Annotated in this window: 11 protein-coding genes; 1 reads left to right on the top strand and 10 read right to left on the bottom strand. The window is 68.5% G+C overall.

The window, feature by feature from the left end:
• Position 1: 1 nt before the first annotated feature.
• The 8 genes from H074_RS15280 to H074_RS15245 all read right to left on the bottom strand — a co-directional run bounded on the left by H074_RS15280 (position 2) and on the right by H074_RS15245 (position 13,460).
• Positions 2 to 1,531 (bottom strand): right-handed parallel beta-helix repeat-containing protein, encoded by a 1,530-nt coding sequence (locus H074_RS15280; protein WP_007030948.1) that lies wholly within the window; start codon positions 1,529 to 1,531, stop codon positions 2 to 4.
• Positions 1,528 to 3,474 (bottom strand): heparinase II/III family protein, encoded by a 1,947-nt coding sequence (locus H074_RS15275; protein ID WP_007030947.1) that lies wholly within the window; start codon positions 3,472 to 3,474, stop codon positions 1,528 to 1,530. Before H074_RS15275 ends, H074_RS15280 begins: the two co-directional genes overlap by 4 nt.
• Before the next feature lie 151 nt (positions 3,475 to 3,625).
• On the bottom strand, positions 3,626 to 5,830 hold the full coding sequence (locus tag H074_RS15270) for a bi-domain-containing oxidoreductase (RefSeq protein WP_039922440.1): 2,205 nt from the start codon (positions 5,828 to 5,830) through the stop codon (positions 3,626 to 3,628).
• Between the two features lie 15 nt (positions 5,831 to 5,845).
• On the bottom strand, positions 5,846 to 7,753 hold the full coding sequence (asnB, locus tag H074_RS15265; RefSeq protein ID WP_007030945.1) for an asparagine synthase (glutamine-hydrolyzing): 1,908 nt from the start codon (positions 7,751 to 7,753) through the stop codon (positions 5,846 to 5,848).
• Positions 7,754 to 7,769: 16 nt separating this feature from the next.
• A complete protein-coding gene (locus H074_RS15260) occupies positions 7,770 to 9,539 on the bottom strand; it encodes a Wzz/FepE/Etk N-terminal domain-containing protein (RefSeq protein WP_007030944.1) in 1,770 nt (589 codons plus the stop codon).
• Entirely contained in the window at positions 9,536 to 10,816 is a 1,281-nt protein-coding gene (locus H074_RS15255; protein WP_051071943.1) for a GumC domain-containing protein, read from the bottom strand. Before H074_RS15255 ends, H074_RS15260 begins: the two co-directional genes overlap by 4 nt.
• Positions 10,817 to 10,966: 150 nt before the next feature.
• Positions 10,967 to 12,163 carry a glycosyltransferase family 4 protein gene (locus tag H074_RS15250; protein WP_007030942.1) on the bottom strand — a complete coding sequence of 399 codons (1,197 nt, stop codon included), beginning with the start codon at positions 12,161 to 12,163 and terminating at the stop codon, positions 10,967 to 10,969.
• Positions 12,144 to 13,460 (bottom strand): nucleotide sugar dehydrogenase, encoded by a 1,317-nt coding sequence (locus H074_RS15245; RefSeq protein WP_007030941.1) that lies wholly within the window; start codon positions 13,458 to 13,460, stop codon positions 12,144 to 12,146. Before H074_RS15245 ends, H074_RS15250 begins: the two co-directional genes overlap by 20 nt.
• A 323-nt stretch (positions 13,461 to 13,783) precedes the next feature.
• Here H074_RS15245 and H074_RS15240 point away from each other — a divergent pair, with 323 nt between their 5' ends.
• Positions 13,784 to 15,193 (top strand): hypothetical protein, encoded by a 1,410-nt coding sequence (locus H074_RS15240; RefSeq protein WP_007030940.1) that lies wholly within the window; start codon positions 13,784 to 13,786, stop codon positions 15,191 to 15,193.
• Positions 15,194 to 15,245: 52 nt separating this feature from the next.
• Here H074_RS15240 and H074_RS15235 read toward each other — a convergent pair whose 3' ends face one another.
• Together H074_RS15235 and H074_RS15230 are read right to left on the bottom strand one after the other, a co-directional pair.
• Positions 15,246 to 15,917 (bottom strand): glycoside hydrolase family 75 protein, encoded by a 672-nt coding sequence (locus H074_RS15235; protein ID WP_039922576.1) that lies wholly within the window; start codon positions 15,915 to 15,917, stop codon positions 15,246 to 15,248.
• A gap of 117 nt (positions 15,918 to 16,034) precedes the next feature.
• Positions 16,035 to 16,691 (bottom strand): polysaccharide deacetylase family protein, encoded by a 657-nt coding sequence (locus H074_RS15230; protein WP_007030938.1) that lies wholly within the window; start codon positions 16,689 to 16,691, stop codon positions 16,035 to 16,037.
• Positions 16,692 to 16,779 lie beyond the last annotated feature (88 nt).

Genomic DNA, 16,779 nt, shown 5'->3' with positions numbered 1-16,779 from the left:
GTCAGCCGCCTCCCGCGCGGGTGAGTTTGCTGCCCTGGTCCTGACGGTAGGGCGCACCCTGCCACTCGCCGAAGCCCAGTATCCGGCTCGGCTCGAACGCCACGAAGTTCCATGGCCCGGAGTAGGTGTTGTCGTAGAGCCGGTTGCCCTGGTCGAAGGTGATCGCCTGCTGGACGACCTCGCCCTTGTACGGCGACCAGTCCGGGAACGTGCCGAAGTTCGCGAGCATCGCCATCCGCGCGCAGCTCTCCTCGCAGCCGGCGACGGCCGGGTCGAGCACGAAGCGGTTGTGGTGGATCTCGACGCGCTGGGTCTTCCACCGGCAGTCGGTGTTCAGCCCACCGGTCGCGATCGCGGGCTGCGCGCATTTCGCCTGCTCCGGCACCAGCCGTGTGCAGGATCCGGACGACGTGTTGGCCGGGCTGTTGCAGAACCGGTCGGAGTTCTCCCACAGGGTGACGCCGTTCCAGTTGTTCTCGAACGTGTTCCCGGAGATCTCCAGTTTGTCCGTCCGCGCCTTCACCCGCGGCTCGCCACCGGATTCGGACACGTAGATCGACGCAACCGGGAAGCTGTCGCCGCGGTCGATGTAGCGCTTGCCGTCCACCCAGTTGTTGCGGCGGATGGTGTTGCCGCTGATGACGGCGTTGTAGCTGGTTTCGTACATCAGCGCCGAGCCGTCGTTGTTCTCGATGACGTTGCCCGTGATGCGGAAGTCGTTGTTGTTCGTGTCGGCCCACAAGCCGACACCGCGGTTGCCGTGCACCCAGTTGCCGGTGATGTCGGCGCCGTCGACCGACCAGAACTTGATCCCGCCGGAGCAGCCGCAGCCGTCGATCTTGGTTTCCCAGTCGCCGGTGTTGTTGCCGGAGATCTCGTTGCCCTCGACGACGAGACCGGTGATCCCGTTGTCCTGCGCGTAGGCGTTCAGCCCGTACTGCCCGTTGCGCCGCAGGCAGTTCCCCCGGACTTGCTGCCGCGCGCCCGCCATCAGCGCCGCGCCGTCGTTGTCCTGGACGGTGCTGTGCTCGATGATCCACCCGTCGGCCGAATCGTGATTGACCACGCCCTCGTCGTGCGGCGCGACGAAGCCCTGCACGGTCAGGTACTTGATCTTGACGTCGGCCGCGTTACCGGAGAAGGCGTATTGGTTGATCTTCCGGCCGTCGAGGACCGCTTTCGGGCCGCCGATGTAGACGTTGCCCGGCTTCGGGTTGACCTGGTCGTAGCGGTCGTCGCCGAGTCTGTGCGTCCCCGGTGCCAGCCAGAACGTCGTCCCGGCCGCACTCGACCGTGTCTTCGTGGCGAGGTCGCCCGGCACCGCCGGGTCGATCTTCACCGCCCCCGCCGGCGCTTCGGCCGGGCCCTCCGGCAGTTTGTCGCACACCTGCGCGATCGAACCGGACGGCGCCTCGGCCGGATCCGGTCCGGGCCCGGCCTCGTCGGCCGGGGTGGTGCAGGCGGTGAGCGCCAGCGGGCCGAGCAGCACCAGAAGCGCTGCCCGGCGGAGGCGGTGCGGTCGTGTGATCACAATGGGGGGTCCTCGTTACCTGATTCGAAGGTGAGCACGCTGGTGAACGTGGTTCCGTCGGCGGCGATTCCGCTGCCGAGCAGGGTCCACGCGGGCTCGCGACGGCCGAACCCCGCCGAGTACCAGCCCATCGGCGGCGTGGTCTCGCCGCGATGCGCCGACCAAGTGAGCTCCGGGGGCAGCTCGAACGAGGCCGTCCGGTCCTGGTCGTCGATCGTCCAGGACAAGGACGCCGTCTCACCGGAGAGCGAGACCTCGACAGCCGGGCCGAAGTGGAAAGCGAGACGGCAGTGCTGCGCCTCGCCGCCGCGGACCTCGTCGAGAATCCGTAGTTCAGCACCTTCCAGCTCCACCGAACGCTGGTGGACGGACGGCGCGTACCCGTCGTGTTCCGCACTCCAGCGCGACGGTGTTCCGGCCGCGATCACGGTGGTGCCGGCGTGTTTCGTCCACAGGAACGGGCCGCCGGAGACGGACTGGTCGGCACGGGAGAGTTCGAGCGTGTTGTGCCCGGCCGTGGACCGGAAGTACGACCGCCACTTCGGTTCACCGTGGTAGCAGTAGGTCCCGGGATCGGCGAGGATGTCGACGCCGTCGTGCCGGACCTCCACCGAGAGCGCGTCCGCGTGGGCGTGGGCGGCGATGGACAGGAAACCGTGCGGTCCGCCGTCGCAGCGGCACCAGATCCCGCCGTCACGCAGGATGGTCATCCCGGCGTCGGCGAAGTCTTCCCGCCGCCGCGCCGGACGCCGCGAAGTGACCTGGATGTCCTTGGCCAGCGCGGAGAAGAGCTGCGAGCGGACATCTCCGCCGGGCGTCTCCGGCCACCAGTCCAACCGTCCGAAAAGGACGGATCCGGTGTCGAGCAGCGACGCCCAGCGGCTGGTCTCGCCGCCATCGACGATGAGCCCGAAGCCGTCGTCGGCGTCGCCCTGCCTCGGCGGCCGCAGCCGGTTGTCCACCATGGACGCCAGCGCGTCGGTCATCCGGAGCAGTACGAGCCAGGTCGACTCGGGTACCGCGACACCGGCGGCCTTCGCCTCCAGCGCCCCGGCGAGCCCCAGTTCCAGGACGAGCCCGTGGTACTCGGTGGCGAGTTCACGGTTGATCCCGGACTCGAAGGTGTTGTGGCGCAACATCTTGTCCAGCGAGACCAGCGCCGCGTCCCGCCACTGGGCGGATTCGCGGAACCAGGCGAACGCGCAGGCCGCGGCGAGCTGTCCGGCGTCCTCGGCGATCACGTGGTTGTTCGCCGACGAACCCCGGCTCGGGAACGCGGCCAGCCAGCGCTGGTGATGCCAGATCTGATTGAGCGCCACGGGGTTGTCCTCGAACAGCGCCGGAGCCTGCGCCCAGCCGTCCAGCAGGCGCCGGACCCACACCCACGACAGCAGCCGGATGCCGAGCTCGATCCCGCTGACCCAGTGCACCCCGCGCATCGGCGGGTTGGCCGCCCACCACGACCCGAGGTGCGCGGCCACGCGTTCGGCGTACCGGTCCTCGCCGGTCAGGGCGTACGCGGCGGCCAGCACGGTGAGGTGCTGGTGCCGCGACGGCTCCCAGATCTGCTTGATGTCGCCGACCGCGTCCTCGCTCCGGTACGGGATGTCGAAGGAGTACGCGTCGGACGGCGCGCGGCGACCGGTCTTCGGGTCGTACGACCAGTCCGGGTCGACGAGGTCGTCCCGCTCGACGCCGAAGTATTCGGCGCGTCCGTCCATCAGGCGGTCGGCGGTGACGAGCAGATCCTTCACCGCTTCACCCGAAACGGCGGCGAGGACGTCGTCACCGGGCACCGACGCGAACCGGCGGTCCGGCAGCCAGACCGCCTTCTCCCCCGCGACCCCGCGCCACTGGCGTTTGCGCACGACGTCGGTGACCCGGCCCGCGATCTCGGCGGGCCCCATCCGCGACAGTCTTCGCAGGTACCAGGACGGATCCATCAGCCGAGTCCTTCCGTGTTGTCCTCGGTGAACCCGCGACCGCGATCGACGTCGGCAGGGCGCTGGTCGGTCAACGACGTCACGTTGGTTGTAGAAGGCGCCCTGCCACCGCGATAGCGGGGCCTACGGCCGGGCGGGTTCACGCGTATGGTCATTTCCCCGCCGTCCCCTCAGCTCCGCCATCAAGCTCAGCCGCGTTGATCCGCACCGGCGCACCGGTCTCCAGGCTGCGGTTGACCGCGAGCGTGGCCAGCGTCGTCGAAACGAGCGACTCGACGGACACCGGCATCGCGACGCCGGTCGTCAGCGCGTTGACGAACGCTTCGAGTTCGGCGGCCTGGCCCTTGTCCCGGCCCTTGGGGATCCGCGAGCTGGCCCACTTCTTGCGGCCGAACACCGACGCGCGCGCGAAGTCGTCGAACTTCAGCACCTTGCCGTCGGCGGTGACGTCGATCGTCTCCTTGGGGAACGCCGACGAACCGCTGGTGGTGTACGCGATCGACGCGGTCGAGCCGTCCGGGTAGCGCAGCAGGATCTGCAGGTCCTGGTGCCCGGGAGTCGCGGTGGCGTACACCGACACCGGGTCGGAGCCGAGCAGCCAGCTGACCGTGTCGATGAAGTGGCCGCCCTCGCCGGCGAAGCGCGAACCCTCGCTGTCGGCCTGGTTGTACCAGCTGCCGGCGTCGAGCTGACCGGCGTTGACCAGGTACCGCACGGAAGCCGGGCCGATCCGCGGTCCGAAGTGGAGCACCGACTCGTTCAGCAGCGGGGCGAACCGGCGGTTGAACCCGACCTGCAGCCGGTCGTTGCCGGATTCCTCGATCGCGCCGAGCACTACCTCGAGTTCCTTCTCCGACAGCGCGAGCGGCTTCTCGACGAAGACGGCCTTGCCCGCGAGCAGCGCCCGCCGCGTCAGCTCGGCGTGCGAACTGTGCCGGGTCACGATGAACACGGCGTCGATCGAGGAGTCGTCGAGCATCGTGTCGAGGTCGGTGGTGGCGCGGGCGAAGCCGAACTTGCGTTTGGCGTTCGCGCCCGAAAGCGCGGAGGTGGTGACGACCTCGGTGAGATCGACGCCCTCCATCTCCGCCAGATGCGGCAGGAGCATCGAGGACGCGTAGTTGCCGGCGCCGACGAACGCGACCCGCACGCCACCCGGCTTCGGCACCGAACGCGCGGTCACCGTCTTCGGGACGGCGACCGAGGCGACCTGCTCGGCGGTGGCGGCCGCGCGCTTCTCGTACTCGAACAGCACCGCGACGGCCTTGAGCTCGCCCTCGTTCAGCTTCCGGTACGTCTCGACGGCGTCGGAGAAGTCCGAGACGTGCGAGATCAGCGGCTCGACGTCGAGACGGCCGCTGCCCATCAGGTCGACGACGCATTCGAGGTTGCGCCGCTCGGTCCAGCGGACCTGGCCGATCGGGTAGTCGCGGCCCTCGAGTTCGTACTCCGGGTCGTAGCGGCCGGGGCCGTACGAGCGGGAGAACCGGACGTCGAGTTCCTTCTCGTAGTAGGCGTTCCACGGCAGGTTCAGCGAGCACTTGCCGATGTCGATCACCCGGCCGCGGTCGCGGGCCAGCTTCGCGGCCAGCTCCACCGGCTCGTTCGTGCTGCCGCCCGCGGCGAGGTACACCTGGTCGACACCGTGCCCGGCGCTGATCTCCGCGACCGCGGTGTCGACGACGCCGGACGCCGGGTCGCCGCACTTCAGGGCGCCGAGCTGTTCGGCCAGCGCGCACCGCCCCGGGTCTGGGTCGACGCCGACCACGCGGACCCCGGAGGCGACCAGCAACTGCACGACCAGCTGGCCGATCAGCCCGAGCCCGATGACCAGCGCGATGTCGCCGATCTGGGGTTCGCCCTGGCGGACACCCTGCATCGCGATCGAGCCGACCGTGCCGAACGCGGCGTGCCGCGGGTCGACGCCGTCGGGCACCTTGGTGTACAGGTTCTTGGGCACCCAGTTCAGTTCCGAGTGCAGCGCGTGCTCGTTCCCGGCGCACGCCACGTAATCCCCGACGGCGACGTCGTCGATGCCCGCGCCGACCTCCTCGACCACACCGCACAACGAGTACCCCAGCGGCGTGTACGAGTCGAGTTTGTTCATCGCCTTGCGGTAGGTGGCGCCCAGCCCGTTCGTCGCGACGCTCTGCATCACCTTCGCGACCTGGTCCGGCCGGGCCTTCGCCTTGCCCACCAGCGAAAGGCTCGCCTCGGACACCTTCATCATCTCGGTGCCGGTGGAGATCAGCGAATAAGCGGTGCGGACCAGCACACCCCCCGCCTTGCACGCGGGCACCGGGACGTCGAGGAGCGCCAGCTCCCCGCTCTTGTAGTTCTGCACTACCTGCTTCACGTCGCTCCTCAGCGATCAGGTGGACCGGGCCGAAACGGCGCCGCGGTACCAGTACTCGAGGGTCAAGATGTGCCAGAGATGTTTGGACCGGTCCTGCTGCCCGGACGCGTCTTCGTCGACGAGCCGTTGCAGGGCCTCACGACGGAGGAACCCGGCCTTCACCAATTCACCTTCGTTCGTCACCTCACGCACCAGGGGCGCGAGGTCGCGGCTCATCCAAGCCCGCAGCGGCGCGCTGAACAGCCCCTTGGGCCGGTGCACGATCTCGGCGGGAAGGATGGACAACGCCGCTTCCTTGAGCGCCATTTTCCCCTGGCGCTTCACGATTTTCTTGTCACCGGGGATCCGGAACGCGGCCTTCACCACCTCGATGTCGACGAACGGCGTCCGTACCTCGGTGGAGGCCGCCATGCTGGACCGGTCGGTGTAGGCGAGGTTGAGCCCGGGCAGGAAGAGCCGGGAGTCGGCGAGGCACATGCGGTTCACGAAGTCCGACAACGTGTTGTCGTGGTAGGTGTCCGCGTGTTCGGTGATCACGTCGTCCACCGCGCCGGCGAGGTCCGGGTTCAGCAGACCGGCGAGTTCGGCCTGGTCGTACATCGTGTAGCTGCGCCGGAACGCCGTCTCCTCCGGCAGTTCCGCGAACGAGAGGAACCGCTTGGCGAAGCGGACCGAACGGAACCCGCGCTTCGACGTCGCCACCGGCAGTCTGTCCACAAGGGACTCCACCGGACGGCGGACGAGACCGGGCACCCGCTGGTACCGCACGGCGATCTTGTTCGCGAGGTGTTTGCGGTACCCGGCGAACAGCTCGTCGGCGCCCATACCCGAGAGCATCACCTTGACGCCGGCCTCGCGGGCGGCGGTGCAGATCAGATAGCTGTTGATCGCCGCCGGATCGCCGATCGGCTCGTCGAGGTGATACGTCATCCGCGGGAGCAGATCCAGCACCTGCGGCGCGATCTCGATCTCGTGCAGGTCGACGCCGAACTTCGCGGCGACCTTCTTCGCGTACATCAGGTCGTCCGGCATCGCCTCGAACTTCGCGTCCTCGGCCCGGAAACCGATGGTGTACGCGGAGATCCCCGGCTGCTCGCGCGCGGCGAGGGCGGTCAGGTAGCTGGAGTCGAGTCCGCCGGAAAGGAACGTCGCCACCGGCACGTCGGCGATCAGGTGCTTGCGCGTCGAGTCCTCGATGACGGCGTTGAGGTCGAACTCCCCCTCATACTCAGCGCCTTCCTCGGCGACCTGGCGCAGCGACCAGAAGGTGCCGCGCTCGACGTCGCCGTTCGGCCGGAACCGTGCCCAGCTGCCCGGCGGCAGCTTCTCGGCCTCGCTGAACGCGCAGCGGCCGTCCGGAACCCAGTAGTAGAGCAGGGAAGCGACGAGCGCGGTGTCGTCGACGGTCAGCGAACCGCCCAGTTCGGCGGCCAGTGCCTTCAGCTCGGACGCGAACGCGACGCCCTTGCCGCGCCGCACCAGGAACAGTGGCTTGATGCCCAGCTGGTCGCGGACCAGCACCAGCTCGCCGGAACACTCGTCGAAGACACCGAACGCGAACATGCCGCGCAGCCTGTGCAAGCCCTGGGTGCCCCACTGACGCCAAGCTTCCAGCAGGACCTCGGTGTCGGACGTCCCCCGGAAGCGCACACCGGCGGCCTCGAGTTCCTTCCGCAGCTCCGGCGCGTTGTACAGCTCGCCGTTGTAGGTCAGCGCGAACCCGTCCTTGACCATCGGCTGCGCGCCGGTCTCGGTCAGGTCGACGATCGACAGCCGTCGGTGTCCTAAATGGACTTCACCCTCCCCGGCACGATGGTCGTACCTGCCGGAACCGTCCGGACCCCGGTGGGCGAGGGTTTTGGTGAGCCGATCGGTGAGCGGTCCCCCGTCCGGCCAGAAGTAGGCCCCTGCGATGCCGCACATCTCTACTTTGCTCCCCTTACAAGGCTTCGGCGTTATCCGGTGACACAGGCGAGAATCGTTTGGTCGGCTGATCGGCGTTGTCGTGGTCTTCCGGCCGCTTGTACGGCGTCGGCGGACGCCGCCGCGCGCTCTTCTTCTCCCTCGGCGGCTCCAGCACCCGCTCGACGGTGCGTTCGACGCCCGTCTCGACCGGCGCCACCGTCGAGAGCCGCCGCACTCGGACGTCCTCGTCGGGGAACATCTCGACCGGCTTCGGCGCGGGCCGGGGCGTTCGCCGTTCCGGCAGGGCTTTCCGCTCGGGCACGACCTTGCGCTCCGGCACGACCGGCCGGGCGGGCACCACCGGCCGCGCGGGGACGGGCAGCGGTTCCGGCACGGCACCGGCGCGGCCGCGCAACGCGGTGTGCAGGCCGTCCCACAGCGTCCCATCGGTGTGGTCGCGCGGATCCGGATCCACCACGACGACCCCGATGATCGGGATCCGCCGGTCCGCCAGCTGACGGGCGACGGTGTGCAGCCATTCGGTGTTCGCGTGCCCGGCGCGGACCACGAGGATCGTCTCCTCACCGAGGAATTCGAGGTCGGTCCACGCCGTGCCGGGCTCGACCGAGCCGACGCCGATACGGCGCTCCTTGCCCGTCACCGGTGTGTCGCCGCGGTCCAGCACCTGGATCGGGCCTTCACCCACCAGCTCGCGGAGGTTCGCCTTCGGCAGGTCGTCGACGAGCGAGACCGGCCCCTTCCCGGCCAGTTCGCGCGCCATGTCGACGGCGAGCGCGGCGGTGACCTGGCGGGCGCCGAGATCGAGCAGCGACACCGAGCCGCCTTCCCGCCGGACCGCGCGGACCAGGGTCGTCGCGACCCGCTGCCGCCGGGTCGCCGCGCGCGAACGGCGCAGGAAACGCGGTGGCTTGGGCAGCTGCGCGATCACGGAGGCGCCGAGGTGCCGCGAGATCTCGCGGCGCAGCACCGGCCGGTCCTTCACCACGCTCGTGATGGCCGCGAGCCCCAGACCGGCGAGCAGCCCCAGCGCGAGGCCGATCCCGGCATCGGTGGCGAGGGTTTTGAGCAGCGAAGACGGCAGGATCCGGGGCGCGTCCACGATCTGCGTCCCGGCGGCGACCTTCGGCGTGCCGATGCCCGCCTCCTGCGCCCGGCCGTCGTAGTCGGAGATCTTGGACGTCAGCTCCGCGCGGCGCGAGTACAGCCGTTCCAGCTGGGCGGGGTTGGCGTTCCGGCCCTTGGCCTCCTCGCTGACGATCGACGCTTCGATCGGGGTGAGCTCGTTCTGGGCCTGGTTGCGCTGGTCGAGCAGCGCCTTCTGCTGCGCCGCCGCGGCCGCCTGGTTGCGGCCGATGTACTCGGTGATGAAGGCGTCGGAAATCGCCTGTGCGCGGGCCAGCGCCTCGTCCTTGGTCTTGCCCTTGACCGTCAGCTGGAGGACGTTGTTCGTCAGGCCGAGCCCCTCGTAATCCTTGAGGAACTCCTCCGGCGCCTGCGTGCTGTTCAGCTTCTTGAGCGCCTCGCCCGCGGTCTTCGTCGTCTTGAGCACGGCGACGTCGGTCCGCATCAGCGTTCCGCTGTCGGTCGGCGAATCGTCGGGGTGGATCACGAGGATCTGCGCCACCGCGGTGGGCGGTGACGGCAGGAGCATCGCGACCAGCCCACCGGCGATCAGCCCCAGCAGGGCGGTGGCCACCCACAGGCGACGTCGTCTCCGTACCGAGACGACCAGCCGCTGCAGGTCGATGAGCGGCTCGGACTTCGCTTTTTCGGCGCTGGTCACGCTGTACCTGCCAGTGCTTCGTGGTCGGTGGGGGTGGACGCGGCTGGCCGGGTGCGGGTCGGCCGGACGGGGCGGATCAGCACGGTGCCCACCATGGCGAGACCGGCGTCGGCGACGGCTTCGGCGATCCCGACCAGTTCCCACGCGGACCGGGAACCGAGGCTCGCCACGACGAGGACCCCGTCCGCGCCGGTGTCTTCGACGACGGGGCGCGCCGGGTTCACCGTCACGACGGTGAACCACCGGTCGGCGAAAGCGGCGAGCCGTGCGGCGGCCGCCTGCCCGGCGTGGTCACCGTCGGCGGCCATCACGAGCAGTCGCCGGTGCGGGAGCCGGGAAACCAGGCGCCGGTACAGGACGTCGGAATCGATCTCGTCGGCGAAGACGTCGACCCGCGGGATGTTCCACGGCCTGTCGTCACGGAGGAGCTTGGCCCGCAAGGTCGTGCCGGCGTGCCGCCGCTCCACGGCGTCGAAGGTGGCCAGCACCGGGCCGCCGATGGCCGCGGCGATCTCCTCCTCGCCCCGCAGCCGCCGGTCGGTGCGAGCCCTGAAGAGGTGGCCGAACAGGCCGACGAGGAAGAACAGCGCCGCGCCGCCGAGGGCGAGCTGCGGCAACGTGGGCGCGGCCGCCGAGGACGGCAGCTCGGCCGAGCCGAGGACCACCATGTTGCCAAGGCCGCTGGCGGTGTCGGCCGCGTTCAAGGTGGACATCGCCGACTCGATCGACGAGCGCAGGCCCTGCAGTTCGGTGCGGAGCTGGACGCTCTCAACGGTCGTCTTGCCTTCGTCGACCTTCGCGGAGAGTTCGCTGATCCGCTGGTTCGTCTGCACGACCTGCTGCCGCAATGTCTCACGGCGTTCCTGCGCGAGCTGGACCGCCGCGTCCCCGGAACCGGCGATGATCTGCGTCGAGTACTTCACGAACTCGCTCGCGATCCGGTCGGCCATCCGCTGCGTCTGTTCGGCGGTATCACCGGTGGCCTCGATGGTGATGACATTGCCCTGTGCGACCGACGTGGCCACCTTGTCCCGCAGATCGGCGCCGGTCTCGCCGTCACCGAGTCCGGCGGCGGCCCGGTCGAGCACGACCGAACTGGTCGCCACCTCGGCCTGGGTGAGCAGCTCGTCCGCCTCGCGCGGGCCCTGCAGCAGCACGCTGGACGTCGTCCGGTAGCCGGGGGAAAGGATCACCGACGATCCCGCGCCGACCAGGGCGCCGAGGAGGGCGAGGACCACCAGGGTCCGCCATCTCCCGCGTAGGACCTGTCCGATCATGGACAGGCGCACCGTATCGTCAGTCAAAGCCGGGATCTCCCATCGGTGCCTGGCACCACCGCGGATGGCGTACCACCAACCCGTCGGACCGACCACGGCGTTGGTTACAGGATTGCCCGAGTCTTGTTCAAAACGCGACCGGGAAGTCGATCATCGGACCGCGGCCGCGTAGGCCGCGAGCAGGGCTTTCTGGGAGTTCTCCCAAGAAAGCGGACCGGCGACGCGCGCCCGCCCCAGCTCGCCCATCCCGGCCCGCTGTTCCGGCGAGTCGAGCAGATGCGCGATCAGCTTCGCGAACTCCGGCTCGTCGTTCGCCGGCGCGTACAGAGCGGCTTCTCCGGCCGAAACCCTGGCCTCCCGCAGTTCGAAGGAGACGATCGGACGGCTCATCGCCATGTACTCCATGATCTTGTTCATGGTCGACACGTCGTTGAGCGGGTTCAGGGGATCCGGCGACAGGCACACGTCGGCCGCGGACAGGTAGCGCAGCAGGTCGGCGTCGGGGATCCGGCCGGTGAACTCGACCTGGTCGTCGAGCTCGAGTTCCTTGGACAACGCCACCATGGCGTCGAAGGCGTCACCGGCGCCGATGAACACGGCGTGCCAGTCGGTGCGGCCGACCTCGTCACGCAGCGAAGCCAGCGCGCGCAAAGCGTAATCGACGCCGTCCTGCGGGCCCATCACGCCGAGGTACGCCAGCAGATGCGGCTTGCCCTTCTTCAGCTCGGGTTCGACCGGGACCTGGTGGAACCGCTCTACCACGGGAGCGCTGCGCACGACGAAGACGTCGTCCGGCGACTTGCCACCGCGCTTCACGGCGACGTCCTTGTAACTCTCGTTGGTCGCGATGACGATGTCGGCCGTCTTGTAGGTGCGGCGCTCCAGCGCGCAGACCGCGCGGTACAGGAAGTCCTCTCCGCGGTCGAAGCGCGAGAGGTACAGCTCCGGGCAGAGGTCGTGCTGGTCGAAGATGAACTTCGCGCCCTGGCGCTTGAGGTACGACGCGACCAGGAAGAGCATGTCCGGCGGGTTGCAGGCGTGCACGACGTCGATCTTTCCGCCCCTGCCGACCTTGCGGGCGAGCCGGAGCGTGTGCCACAGCGCGGAGCCGTACTCCTGGACGTACCCGGCCGGACCACCGGTGGCGGCCTTCAGCGGATACCGCAGGATGTGGACGCCGTCGATGGTGACTTCGGCCTCGGTGTCCCGTTTCGTCCCTTGTGGACAGATGACGTGGACCTCCCAGCCGGCGCCCGAGAGCGTCTGGCACTCCTGCCAGACGCGGCGATCGAAGGGGACGGAAAGGTTCTCGACGAGGATGAGAGCTTTACCAGGCAAGACCGACATATCCCTCTTCAGCCCGGCGCCGGTCGGCGTCGGGTACGCGGACGAGATCGATGATGGTGCGGCCGCCGCCGGCCGGGAGCGCCGCGAGGACCTCCGGATCGGTGCAGCCGATGAGGCAGACCTCGGCGTGGTCGACGACCTCGGCGACGGAACCGGCCAGCAGCTGGCCGAGATGCGGCAGCCTGCCCTCGATGTACTCGCGGTTCGCGCCCATCAGCCGCGAAAGGCTGACGTTGGCGTCGTAGATGCGGAGGTCGTAACCCTTGCCGAGCAGCCGCTCCGCGAGCTCGACGAGCGGGCTCTCGCGGAGATCGTCGGTGCCGGGTTTGAACGACAGACCGAACAGCCCGACCTTGCGTTTGCCGGTGCGCGCGACCAGGTCGAAGGCGCGCTGGAGGTGTTCGTCGTTGGAGGGCAGCACGTGCGACAGGATCGGGACGGCGACGTCCGCGCGGTGCGCGGCGTAGACCAGGCCGCGCAGATCCTTGGGGAGGCACGAGCCGCCGAAGGCGAACCCGGGGCGGAGGTAGGCGGGGCTGATGTTGAGCTTGCGGTCGGCGAGGAAGACGTCGATCACCTGGTGCGAGTCGAGTCCCAGCGCGCGGCAAATGGCGCCGAGCTCGTTCGCGAAGCCGATCTTGAGCCCGTGGAAGGAGTTGTCGGCGTACTTCGTCATCTCGGCGACCGGGATCGCGACCCGGAAGACCTCGCCGGGAAGCCCTTCGTACAGCGCCGCGACGACGTCGCCGCTGGCCGGGTCGAGCTCGCCGATGACGGTCTTGGGCGGGTCGAAGAAGTCCTTGACACTGCTCCCCTCGCGCAGGAACTCGGGGTTCACCGCGACACCGAAGTCGACGCCGGCGGTGCGGCCGGACGACTTCTCGAGGATGGGGACGAGCAGGTCCAGGCAGGTGCCCGGCAACATGGTGCTGCGGAAGACGACGGTGTGACGCTCGGTCTTGTCCTTGAGCGCCGTGCCGATCTCCTCGGCGACGCGCTCCAGGAACGCCGTCGACAGGCTGCCGTTCGGCGCCGACGGGGTACCGACGCAGATCAGGGAGACGTCGCTTTCCGCGATCGCCTGTCCGACGTCGGTGGTCGCTCTCAGTCTGCCCTGTGCGACCACTTCCGCGGTCAGTTCCCCGATCCGCTCCTCGACCACCGGCGCCTTGCCGCTGGAGATGAGGTCGATCTTCACCGGGTTCACGTCGACCCCGACGACCTCGTGCCCGCGTCCGGCAAGGCACGCCGCCGACACGCAACCGACGTAACCGAGCCCGAAGACACTGATCTTCATGACGAATTCCTCCAGCCGCATTCCGCTGCCCGTTGGTCGGCGGGAGGACCGGGTTCGTTACCGGCGTCCGGAAGTCGCCTGCTTTTGGCGGAATGCCTGTGCGACAAGGGAATTACGCATCGTTCCTGGGACGCGAAACGCTACAGGGCGCGCGTAAGGGTTTCGTCTCGATCTCGGGCCCGGGCGGGAGGGCGGCCCGGCACCTTTACTCCCTCGCCAAGCGAGACCCTGACAATTAGGGTCGATTCCGTCAACGACGCACGTCGTGGGGAATCCGTCACGAGGACGGGCACCGCATCACGCGTGCCTTGGGGGAAATACCGATGCGAAGAACCCTGCCCGGAAGATCGCTGCCGGCCGTCGGCGCGCTGACCTTGGCCTTCACCCTCACCGGAGCGGTGGCCGCGGTCCCCGCGCACGCCGATCCCGGCCCGAACCTCAAGATCACGGCGGGCGTGCCGGACGGGCGCTGGCTCCGTGGCGAGACCATTCCGATCGACCTGACGATCACCAATATCGGCGATGCCCCGGCGAACGAGGTCAAGGCGCAGGGAAGTACCTACTCCGGCCCCTATTACGGCTTCGACCAGAACACCTGGGGGGAGCTGCATTTCGACGGACCCGGAGCGTCATTCCAGGCGGGCGAAAGCCGAACCTATCGCCTGACCGGCCGGATCTGGGGCGTCGAAGCGGGCAACCCCGTCGCGAGGATCGAGGCGCTGACCCCGGGCGACGCCGACTACACGGACAACGTCGTCGACGTTCCGGTGAACGTGGTCCCACCCGAGACCACCGAACGCGTCGCCGGCCAGGTTTACGGGGACAAGAACCGCGACGGCGTGCTTTCCCCCGGAGAGGAACTGGCCGGGATCACGGCGCGGGTAGGTAGTTTCGGAATGCCCCAGGAGCTGTCGGTGGTCACCGACGCCGCTGGACGGTTCTCCTTCGACGCCGTCCCGGTCGGACCCAATCGGGTCCTGTACTTCCGCGATGTCCCCGACGGCTGGCTGCTGCCGGAGGACACCGTGATGCGCCTGGACGGCAGCGGCAAGTACGAAGCACTGAGCATCCGAGGCCAGCAGCCGCTCAGCCAGGCACTTCAAGCGAAGATCGAACTCGACAAGACGAGTTATGTGCCTGGAGAGACGGCCAAGGCGACGGTCACGCTGACGAACAGCGGCGCGCACCCGCTCTCCGGCTTGTTCGTGACTTGCGGGAACGGCGGCACCGACACGGAATTGAAGATCCCGCAGGAACAGTGGGGCGCGTTCGGCTCCTCGCAGGCGGGTGCGCTGACCCCGGGGCAACGAGTCGTCCTCCCCCTGACCGCCCAGGTACCCGAAAAGGCCTCCTACTTCGGCAAGACCTCCCTTCACTGCGACTTCAACGGCAAGACCTACCTGGCCGGCCCGCAGATCTCCGTCGAAGCCAAGGTGCCCGGCAAGCGCGCCGACGCCCGCGGACTGGCCTGGGTCGACAAGAACAACAACTACCGGCCGGACGACGGTGAAGGCCTGGCCGGCATCACCGCCACTTTGTCCACAAGGGACAACAAGCTGGTTTCGTTCGCCAGGACCGACGCAAAGGGCTACGTGACGTTCCCCGGGGTCGCCGTCGGCGAATACGTGTTCCGTGTGGCGGCCCCGTGGAAGGCGGTTCAAGGCGACTCGACCATCCTGCACGTCGCGCCGCCCTACGGCTGGGACTGGTCGGTGCAGATGGAGCCGCGCTGAGTCTCGTGAGTGGCAAGGACGGTTCTAACCGTCCTTACCACTCACGACATCGTTACCCCACCCACTTCGCAGCCAGGCCCTGGCCCACGGAGGTCGCCTTCCCGTGGTCCTCGATCGGCGACACCTTCGAGTTCTTGAAGCAGATGTAGGTGACCCCGGAGTCGACGCCGCCGTTCGCCGGGTCCGGGTTGATGCCCAGGGCCTTCGCGGTCGCGTAGGACGCCTCGCCGATGATGTCCTTCGGGCCGGTGTCCCCGATGACGGTGTACAGCACCTTGTTGTTGTAGATCACCGCGCACGAACCGGCACCCTTGAGGCCGGCCTTCTCGAAGTTCCACGTGCTGCTGATACTCGGCACGACGATGTAGGGCGTCTGGTCGGCGATCAGCGCCTTGCCGTCGGAACGCGGGTACGCGGTGCCGTCCTGGAACCACGGGTCGGTGTTCTTGTTGCACCGCGCGGTCGGCTGCCCGTCACAGTCGACGTCCATGTCGGCCTTCCAGAACACGGCGCTTCCGGCGTCGCAGACGGCGATGGTCCGGCCGGTCTCGTCGTCGGTCTTGTACTTGCCGTTCGAGACCTGCTTGCAGTTGGTGGTCTTCGCCAGCAACTGCTGCGCCGTCGGGGCCGCCTGGACGGAGACGGGAGCCTGTGAAGCCACGGCCGCCGCTGGTGCCAGCCCCGCGGCCACCACCATCGCCGAGAAGAGGAGCAGTTTCCGCATGCCGAACACCCCTTAGTTAATAAAGGTTCCTTATCGAGGGTGCTCAGGATGCCTTCGCCGACAGTTCAGCTCAAGGGCCGGCGGGATGTTGTTTTCCCACCATGCAAAGAAAATTGGTCAAAATCGGGCAAGCCTGGCGAACCGTGCCATGATCCGTCCCGCTCGGCGATACAAGCCATCCCGCTCACCGAGCACGCTGTCGATCCACTCCTGGTCGATGTCGTGCCGGACCTCGATCCGCGGCCGCAGCCAGCCATCACGCGAAGCCTCGCCGCCTTCGGTCGTGTAGACCCGGGTCGCACCGGAACGCCGGAGCTTGCTCAACACCCGCCGGTCGTAGGCGCCGAACGGCGGCGCGTACGCGCGTACGGGCTCCCCGCTCAAGTCGGCGAGCAGCTTCGGCGCGGCTTCGAGTTCGCGCCGGGCGTTCCTGCCGTCGAGCCGCCGCCAGTCGCGGTGCTCCCAGCCGTGCGAGCCGATCGACATTCCCGCCTCGACAAGCCGCCTGAGCCCTTCGGCGTCGACGAAACCGCGCTGCCCGATCCGGCCGGCCAGCGGGAAGAACTCCGCGGTGAGATCGCGCTCCACCAGCCTGGGGAGCGCGATCTCGACGTCGGAGGAGTTGCCGTCGTCGAAGGTGAGCTCGACGTCGTCGCGTCCGGCCACCGTGTCGAGCACCCGCTCGAACTGTTCGACCGTCACCCATGTTTCGTCTTCGCCAGGATCCAGCGCGCGCACCGGTTTGCCCACGCCGCCGATCGCCAGGATCACCATCCGCGCCTCATTCGGGACCGAGTGTGTTTTTCCCGATTAATCGAGTTGGCGAATGGGGTAGTTACATGATCCCGCAAAGTGTCCACGA

Source organism: Amycolatopsis decaplanina DSM 44594, assembly GCF_000342005.1.
GTDB classification, from domain to species: domain Bacteria; phylum Actinomycetota; class Actinomycetes; order Mycobacteriales; family Pseudonocardiaceae; genus Amycolatopsis; species Amycolatopsis decaplanina.
This window is presented reverse-complemented; position numbering and strand designations above follow the sequence as displayed.

What these genes read in the sequence shown, in the direction of transcription:
- H074_RS15275 (WP_007030947.1), bottom strand. Translation starts at nt 3,474, where the DNA reads ATGGATCCGTCCTGGTACCTGCGAAGACTGTCGCGGATGGGGCCCGCC.
- asnB (WP_007030945.1), bottom strand. Translation starts at nt 7,753, where the DNA reads ATGTGCGGCATCGCAGGGGCCTACTTCTGGCCGGACGGGGGACCGCTC.
- H074_RS15255 (WP_051071943.1), bottom strand. Translation starts at nt 10,816, where the DNA reads ATGATCGGACAGGTCCTACGCGGGAGATGGCGGACCCTGGTGGTCCTC.
- H074_RS15250 (WP_007030942.1), bottom strand. Translation starts at nt 12,163, where the DNA reads ATGTCGGTCTTGCCTGGTAAAGCTCTCATCCTCGTCGAGAACCTTTCC.
- H074_RS15245 (WP_007030941.1), bottom strand. Translation starts at nt 13,460, where the DNA reads ATGAAGATCAGTGTCTTCGGGCTCGGTTACGTCGGTTGCGTGTCGGCG.
- H074_RS15240 (WP_007030940.1), top strand. Translation starts at nt 13,784, where the DNA reads ATGCGAAGAACCCTGCCCGGAAGATCGCTGCCGGCCGTCGGCGCGCTG.
- H074_RS15235 (WP_039922576.1), bottom strand. Translation starts at nt 15,917, where the DNA reads ATGCGGAAACTGCTCCTCTTCTCGGCGATGGTGGTGGCCGCGGGGCTG.
- H074_RS15230 (WP_007030938.1), bottom strand. Translation starts at nt 16,691, where the DNA reads ATGGTGATCCTGGCGATCGGCGGCGTGGGCAAACCGGTGCGCGCGCTG.